Source organism: Streptomyces sp. NPDC031340, assembly GCF_055569945.1.
Genome location: NZ_JBVIIE010000012.1, coordinates 1 through 6,978 on the forward strand (window position 1 = coordinate 1; position 6,978 = coordinate 6,978).

The following is a 6,978-nucleotide window of genomic DNA, read 5'->3' on the forward strand; positions in this document are numbered from 1 at the left end:
CCTGGGCCGATTGACCCCCGTCGAGTACGAGACCATCATGACTCCACCCGCAGCTCTGGCTGCATAAAACCCGCTGTCACCCGATCATGCAGCAGTCCCGACCGTACTCGTCTGCACGTCCTTGAATCCGGCTGTTATGAGGCCCTTGGCGCAGCGGGGAGATTGTCACCGTCACGAAGAACGGCACCCCGGTCGCCCGGGTGGTACCGATCACCGAGAACGACGTCCCCCCGTTCCCGACCGACCCCATGGGGGACACAGAGCTTCCCGACCTCGGCCTGCCTGATCTCAGCGATGACGAGATCGAGGAAGCGCTGAAGGGGATGGGGCCGTGACCCTGGTAGCGATCCCAGGAACCAACTTCTCGCTGAGTCGGACTACCTGATCACGGCACGGGCGGGAACCCGAAAGGCCTTGGCAGCAGCCCGGTTCATCGAACGCAACACGGCCACTCGCCTCTTCGAGGTCCCCCCGATCAGCGCGCACCTGAGTACCGCGATCGCCGTTGCCGAGGGGTACGCGGACGCCGACGGCGGCAAAGCCACCGGTATGGCGGACGCGATGAACGTGGCCCTCGCCGCCGCCTACCGCACCGACGCCATGTTCAGCACCGACCGCCACTCCGCATGGTCCGCCCGCTGACCGGCCATCCGGCTTTCCGTCGACCGTACTCTGACGCGGTGACGACGAACACCCTCTTGTCGAGAGCCATGAGCGGCACCGTCAGCCCGCCCCTGCTCCCTCTGCCCGATCGTGTCGCAGATCTTCTGTCGGAGCTGGGAAGTCCACCACGGCTGGCGGCCCACCTGCGAGCCGTCCATGATGTCGCGCACCATCTGGTCGAGTGGGTGGAGCAGGCTTACCCCGCGATGGTCTTCGACCGCGAGGCTGTGCTCTTCGGGGCGGCCACGCACGATGTGGGCAAGACCGTGCACGTCTCTGAGCTCTCGGCGCCCGGGTCCGCGCATGAGGAGGCGGGGCGGACTCTTCTGCTTGGCCACGGTGTCAGCCCGAGGCTGGCCCGCTTTGCCGCAACGCATGCGTCGTGGGCGGAGTCGCGTCCAGATGTGGAGGACCTACTGGTGAGCCTCGCCGACAAGATCTGGAAGAACAAGCGCGTTCCCGACCTGGAGGATCTCGTCGTGGCTCGGCTGGCCGAAGCGACTGGCCGGGCGGTATGGGAGGAGTTCATCGCGCTCGACGGGGTTCTCACCGGCATCGGCGACGCGGCAGACGAGCGCCTGGCGTTCCAGGCATCCTTCCCGATCCACGGCTGAGGGCTCGGTCTGCGGCCACCGACGCCCTCCGCCGCCTCCCACTGGCCGGTTCGACAGGACGGGCCCGGGGCGATCACCGGAGCGGTCGTACGGCTTCTCAGCCACGTACGTCCCGTTGCTGGACCTCCTTGAGGACATCCGCCACGGCGACGAAGTCGTTGTCCACGTGGAGCACGGTGTGGCCGTGGTGGACCGCCGTCGCGCAGACGAGGAGATCGATGGGACCGGCCGCACGGTGCTGCCCGTGCTGGGTGAGCTTGTATTGTGCGGTGTCGACCCAGCGCCAGGCGTTCTTCGGTACCGGCGCCGGACGGCACAAGACATCCAGCTCTTCTGCCATCTCGTCCCGGTGGGCCGGGCCGGTGGCGGAGTAGAGGAACTCGGTGCGGGTCGGCTCGCAGATGTGGAACACCCCGGCGCCGATGTGCCCTTCCCAGGGGCTCAACGCCCCCTGGGTGCGGAACAGGTACCACAGCGCCGAGGTGTCGAGGAGGTACGTGATCATTCGAAGGCCGCCCGGCGGGCACGCTTGGCCGCATCATGCGCAGCCGCCGCCTGGTCGAACTCCCCCCGCGCTCCCCGCCCGGCCAGCCTTTCAGCGGCTTCGAGCCGCTTGACCCGGGCAACATAATCCCGCAGGGCGGCGTTGACCGTCTCCTTCTTCGTCGTGGCACCCATCAGCCGCATCGCCTCGGCCAGCGCCTCATCGTCAAGATCGATCTGGGTGACGGACACGCCACACCTCCCTGCACGTCTTGTATGTACCCATTGTATGTCACCAACATCGGAGACCCCACGCCGCCACCTCATTCGTGCAGGCGCAAGACACCCCTGGCACGCTGTGTGCGTGTCCTGGCCGTGCATGCCGCGCAGATCGACCGCCGGTCCGAGGGCCGCCGGCCGCCGACGGGCTCGCCGCCGGACGGGACCGGCCCGCGCCCGGCTGTTCGCGGGCCCCCGGGCTCGGCTCAGTCGGTGTCGCCGAGCGCTGCCATGGGCGTGGCGCGGGCGGCACGGCGGGCGGGGAGGAGTCCGGCGAGTGCCGTGACGCCCGTCAGGGTGACGAAGACCGTCAGGAGCCGGCCCGTGGGCAGCAGCAGGGGCGCCGGTGCGACGGCGAGCCGGACGGCCAGCCAGGCGTACGGGACTCCCAGGGCCAGCCCCAGGATGCCGCCGAGGGCGCCGTACAGGGCGGCTTCCGCGGCGACGGTCCGGCGCAGGGAGCCCCGGCCCAGGCCCAGGGCGCGCAGCAGGCCGAACTCCCGGGTGCGTTCGACCGCGGTGAGACTGGTGGTGGTGACCACGCCCACGACGGCGACGGTGACGGTGAGGCCGACGAGCCCGAGCGCGGTGGTGCCCACCAGCCGGATGTCGCCGAGGGTGACGTCCCGCAGCTCGGCCGGCACGTCCAGGGCGACCTCGTCGGGGTCGGGGACCTGGGCGGCGACGGCGGCCTCCAGGGCCCTGCGTGCCTCGCCGCGCGCGGCGAGACCGTCCGACGCCGCGTTGGCGAGGATGCCGGTCGGCCGGGCGGCGGCGCCCAGGCGGCCGAGGTCGGCGGGCGTCACGAAGAGTCCCGTGCCGACCGGGCCGTCACCGGCGAGGGTGGCCGCGACCGTCAGCCGGAGGCGCCCGTGCGGAGCGGGGAGGCTGACGGTGTCCCCCGCGCGGACGCCCAGGCCGTCGGCGAGCGGGGCGGCCACGATCACCTCGCCCGGGCGCGGGGCGCTCAGGCTCCCCGTCGCCGTGTCGATGTCGTGGGCGGTGGGCAGGGCCCGCAGGTCGAGGTCGGAGACGGTCTGCTGGGTCTGCCCGACCGTGATGTCGAGCGTGCGGTAGGCGAGGACGTCGGACAGCCGGGGGGAAGCGTCGAGCCGCTGCACCAAGGCCGGCGGGAACCCCTCGGCGTCGGTCACGCGGAAGTCCGCCGGTGCCTCGACGGCCAGCTTGCGGTCCGTGTAACCGCCCAGGCAGGCGACGGCGACGAGGGCTCCCCCGACGAGCGCCACGCCGAGGGCGACCACGACGGACACCGCGGCGGCCCGGCGCGGTGCGCCGCCGACCACGCCGACCGCCAGCCTGCCGGTGGTCCCCAGCCGGCGCAGCGGCCATCCGGCGACCGCCAGCACCGGGCGGACCAGCAGCGGGCCCAGAGTGATCAGCGCCAAGAAGGCCAGGGCCGCCGAGGCGACGGTCACCAGCAGGGAGGTGACGTCCCGTTCGTAGCCGCCCGCCCCGGGCTGCGGCAGGTCGCTGAGGAGCGGCGCCACCAGCCCCAGGGCCGTGACGGCGAGGAACAGTCCGGTGGCCAGCCTGGCGGGGTGGAGGCGGTGCTCGCTGGTGACGGTGGAGGCGGCGCGCAGGGCCTGCAACGGCGGCACGTGCGACGCCGACCGTGCGGGGGCGAGCACCGCGCCGACCGTCACCAGCGCGGCGCCCGCGATCACCAGGGCGGCCTGCGCGGCGGGGAAACCGGGCGCGGCCAGGTCCTGTCCGGCGGCGCGGGCGGCCGGCGGGGCCAGGTGCCCGGCTCCCCAGGCCGCCAGCACACCGAGTGCCCCCGTGGTGGCCCCCACCAGGGCGCCTTCGGCCACGAGCGCGGTGACGAGCTGCCGTCGCTGGGCGCCGATGGCACGCAGCAGCGCCAGTTGCCGCAGCCGCTGCGCGAAGACAATACGGAAGGCCGAGGTGGCGACCAGGGCGGCGGCTCCCACCGCGACGGCCAAGAACACGGCGATCAGCTGGAAGACCTCGCGGTACTGCGCGAGGGCGGCGCGGGCCTCCGCGGCCCGGACCGTGTCGCCGGACCTCACCACGGCGTGCGGGGACGGCGTCCGCAGGACGTCCCGTACCCGCCGGGCGGTCTCCTGGGCGTCGGCGCCGTGCACGGTGCGGATGTCGAGCCGTGCGTAGCCGGACAGGGCCGCGATGCGCAGGATGTTCTGCCCGGTCGCGTACCCGGCGGCGTCCCGGTCGGCGTTCGTGGCGCCGCTGACCACGCCGGTGACCGTCAGCGTGGAGCGGACGGTCTTCTCCGGGTTCCCGGGGTCGGGGAAGAGCAGGGTGATACGGCGGCCCGGGGCCAGCCGGAGCTCTTCCGCCGCCGGGCGGTTGACGGCGATCCGGCCGGGCCCGTCGGGATAGCTCCCTTCGACGAGCCTGACCCGGGACAGCGGGCCGCTGCCGGGGTCGGCGCGCAGTTGCAGATAGTTCTGCGACAGGCCGCCGGAGACCGGCGCTCCGGCGTCGGCCCGGGCCGCGACCTCGGCCACCCCGGGCAGCGCACGGATCCGCCGCAGCGCCGCCGGGCCGATCGAGGTGTCGGTGTCGGTCACGACCAGCGAGACCGCCGCGGGCGTGCCGCGGAAGTGGGCGCGGGCGGTGTTCTCGGTGATCTGCTGCGCCATGACGGTGGCGAACACGACGAAGGCGGCCACCAGGACCGACAAGCCGGTCGTCAGCATGCGGGCCGGGCGGCGCAGCAGTTCCGCCAGCTGGGACCCCAGGACGCTCGCGCGCCAGGTGACGGACGTCGTCATCGGGTCCTCACCACCGTGCGCAGCGCGTCGGTGACCTCGGTCCGGGTGGGGGCGTCGAGGTCGTCGACGACGCGGCCGTCGGCGATGACGATCACGCGGTCGGCGCGGGCCGCGGCGTCCGGGTCGTGGGTCACCATGACCACGGTCTGGCCGAGGTCGCGTACGGAGTCGCGGAGGAAACCGAGCACCTCGGTGCCCGCGCGGGAGTCGAGGTTGCCGGTGGGCTCGTCGGCGAAGACCACGGCGGGGCGGGCCGCCAGGGCGCGGGCCAGCGCGACCCGCTGCTGCTGTCCGCCGGAGAGTTCGCCGGGGCGGTGGGCCAGGCGGTCGGTGATGCCGAGGACGGTGACGAGGCGGTCCAGCAGGGCCGGGTCGGGGCGGCGGCCGGCCATGGTGAGCGGCAGCACGATGTTCTCCAGCGCGGTCAGCTGCGGGAGCAGGTTGAACGACTGGAAGACGAAACCGACCCGGTCGCGGCGCACCCGCGTCAGTGCCCGGTCCGACAGGCGGCCGATGTCCGTGCCGTCCAGCACGACCCGGCCGGAGGTCGGGGTGTCCAGCCCCGCCAGGCAGTGCATCAGCGTCGACTTGCCCGAGCCGGACGGCCCGACGATCGCGGTGAAACGGGCGCGGGCGAAATCCGCCGTTATCCCGTTCACCGCTGTGACGTCGGACTGCCCCTGCCGGAATTTCTTCACCAGGTTCACGGCCGAGATGATCCCCGCGGTCACGTCAGAATTCCTTTCCGCTCCGGAGCCGCTCCGCTCCGGAAACGTCGTCGCGTCGCGTCCGTCAGGAATCGAATGCGGGCAGGGTGAGGGTGATACCGGCATCCGTGCAGTGGCTGTTGGCCTCCTTGGCGATTTGGGCGAGTTCCTCGCCGGTCGGCGCTCCCTGGCCCTTGGCGTGCAGGACCGCCCAGCCCTCGTAGTTGGAGATCTGCGCGCCGAGGTAGCCGTCCTTCATCCGCGCCCTGCGCATCGTGGCCGTGCGCTGCCCCCAGGCGTCGGCCGCCTTGGCGTCCTCGGGGAGCCGCTGCGCCTCGTCGGCGATCCGCTGCGCCAGCCGGCAGTCCGCGGCGGATGCCTGGCTGGGCTTGTTGCGCTCGTGCCAGCCGTATGCGGCAGCGGCGGCCACGACGGCGGCGAGCAGCACGCCGCCCGCCCCGAGAATCAGAAACCTGTTCTTGCGGACAGCACCGGAAACCGCCATGACCATAACCTCCGAGTAGTTCCGCCGGCATTTTGCGGCGGGGCGTGGAATCAATCCTCGGAGTTCGGCGTCCATGGCACATCGGAGCACGATCGGATTTCGGGCACGGGCGCTTGCGACCGCGGTCGCAGCGCGGGTCTACGACCACGGTCGTAGACCCGCCCAGCGACGTTCACACAGGGGTCAGCCGACGGGGCGGACGAGGCCCGACTCGTAGGCGAACACCACGGCCTGCGCGCGGTCGCGCAGGTGCAGCTTGGCCAGCACCTTCCCGAAGTGCGCCTTCACGGTGGCCTCGGCGACGAACAGCCGCGCGGCGATCTCGGCGTTCGACAGCCCTCCGGCGACCAGTTCCAGCACCTCCCGTTCACGGCCGGTCAGCACGGCCAGCCGGTCGTCACGCCGCGGAGGCGGCGCCAGTTTCCCCGCGAACCGGTCCAGCAGCGCCCGCGTGACCCGCGGAGCGACGACGGACTCGCCGGCGGCCACCACACGGATGGCCGACACGATGTCCTCGGCCGGGGAGTTCTTCAGCAGGAAGCCGCTCGCCCCGGCCTGCAGCGCGGCGAAGGCGTCCTCATCGGTGTCGAAGGTGGTGAGCACCAGCACCCGAGGCACCGTGCCCCACTCGACGAGCCGCCGCGTGGCCTCGACGCCGTCCATGACCGGCATGCGGATGTCCATGATCACGACATCGGCCTCGGTGTTCTTCAGCATTCTCAGGGCCTCGGCGCCGTCCGCGGCCTCCCCCACGACCTCCATGTCGCTCTGCGCCGACAGCACCATGGTGAATCCCGCCCGGATCAGCGGCTGATCGTCCACCACGGCCACCCGGATCGGCCCGCTCATGTCCGTACTCGGATCCGTACTCGGATCCGTACTCGGATCCGTACTCGGATCCGTACTCGGATCCGTACTCGGATCCGTACTCGGATCCGTACTCGGAGTAC

Annotated in this window: 8 protein-coding genes and 1 pseudogene; 3 read left to right on the forward strand and 6 right to left on the reverse strand. The window is 72.2% G+C overall.

What is annotated here, in order from left to right:
- Positions 1-158: 158 nt before the first annotated feature.
- The 3 genes and pseudogenes from ACZ5GT_RS11195 to ACZ5GT_RS11205 all read left to right on the forward strand — a co-directional run.
- Positions 159-335, forward strand: a pseudogene (locus ACZ5GT_RS11195) (type II toxin-antitoxin system prevent-host-death family antitoxin); the annotation flags it as partial.
- 79 nt (positions 336-414) lie between these two features.
- On the forward strand, positions 415-642 hold the full coding sequence (locus ACZ5GT_RS11200) for a hypothetical protein (RefSeq protein ID WP_469019019.1): 228 nt from the start codon (positions 415-417) through the stop codon (positions 640-642).
- Between the two features lie 68 nt (positions 643-710).
- Positions 711-1,277, forward strand: coding sequence for an HD domain-containing protein (locus ACZ5GT_RS11205; protein WP_469019659.1), 567 nt, complete (start codon positions 711-713; stop codon positions 1,275-1,277).
- A gap of 97 nt (positions 1,278-1,374) precedes the next feature.
- Here ACZ5GT_RS11205 and ACZ5GT_RS11210 read toward each other — a convergent pair whose 3' ends face one another.
- From ACZ5GT_RS11210 to ACZ5GT_RS11235, 6 genes are all read right to left on the reverse strand, one after another.
- Complete coding sequence (locus ACZ5GT_RS11210) at positions 1,375-1,782, reverse strand: PIN domain-containing protein (RefSeq protein ID WP_469019024.1); 408 nt, start codon at positions 1,780-1,782, stop codon at positions 1,375-1,377.
- Entirely contained in the window at positions 1,779-2,012 is a 234-nt protein-coding gene (locus ACZ5GT_RS11215) for a type II toxin-antitoxin system VapB family antitoxin (protein ID WP_469019029.1), read from the reverse strand. The genes ACZ5GT_RS11210 and ACZ5GT_RS11215 overlap by 4 nt, the downstream gene beginning before the upstream one ends.
- 233 nt (positions 2,013-2,245) lie before the next feature.
- Positions 2,246-4,816, reverse strand: a complete 2,571-nt coding sequence (locus ACZ5GT_RS11220; protein WP_469019034.1) for an ABC transporter permease — start codon at positions 4,814-4,816, stop codon at positions 2,246-2,248.
- The gene (locus ACZ5GT_RS11225; protein ID WP_469019040.1) at positions 4,813-5,649 is read right to left on the reverse strand and encodes an ABC transporter ATP-binding protein; all 837 of its coding nucleotides are present in this window, start codon (positions 5,647-5,649) and stop codon (positions 4,813-4,815) included. The genes ACZ5GT_RS11220 and ACZ5GT_RS11225 overlap by 4 nt, the downstream gene beginning before the upstream one ends.
- Entirely contained in the window at positions 5,609-6,028 is a 420-nt protein-coding gene (locus tag ACZ5GT_RS11230) for a hypothetical protein (RefSeq protein ID WP_469019043.1), read from the reverse strand. Before ACZ5GT_RS11230 ends, ACZ5GT_RS11225 begins: the two co-directional genes overlap by 41 nt.
- 183 nt (positions 6,029-6,211) lie before the next feature.
- The gene (locus ACZ5GT_RS11235; RefSeq protein ID WP_469019046.1) at positions 6,212-6,877 is read right to left on the reverse strand and encodes a response regulator; all 666 of its coding nucleotides are present in this window, start codon (positions 6,875-6,877) and stop codon (positions 6,212-6,214) included.
- Between the last annotated feature and the right edge of the window lie 101 nt (positions 6,878-6,978).

Excerpts from the sequence above, each read along its gene's own strand:
- ACZ5GT_RS11230 (WP_469019043.1), bottom strand. The coding sequence starts at position 6,028 with ATGGCGGTTTCCGGTGCTGTCCGCAAGAACAGGTTTCTGATTCTCGGG.
- ACZ5GT_RS11210 (WP_469019024.1), bottom strand. The coding sequence starts at position 1,782 with ATGATCACGTACCTCCTCGACACCTCGGCGCTGTGGTACCTGTTCCGC.
- ACZ5GT_RS11205 (WP_469019659.1), top strand. The coding sequence starts at position 711 with ATGAGCGGCACCGTCAGCCCGCCCCTGCTCCCTCTGCCCGATCGTGTC.
- ACZ5GT_RS11220 (WP_469019034.1), bottom strand. The coding sequence starts at position 4,816 with ATGACGACGTCCGTCACCTGGCGCGCGAGCGTCCTGGGGTCCCAGCTG.
- ACZ5GT_RS11225 (WP_469019040.1), bottom strand. The coding sequence starts at position 5,649 with ATGCCGGTATCACCCTCACCCTGCCCGCATTCGATTCCTGACGGACGC.
- ACZ5GT_RS11235 (WP_469019046.1), bottom strand. The coding sequence starts at position 6,877 with ATGAGCGGGCCGATCCGGGTGGCCGTGGTGGACGATCAGCCGCTGATC.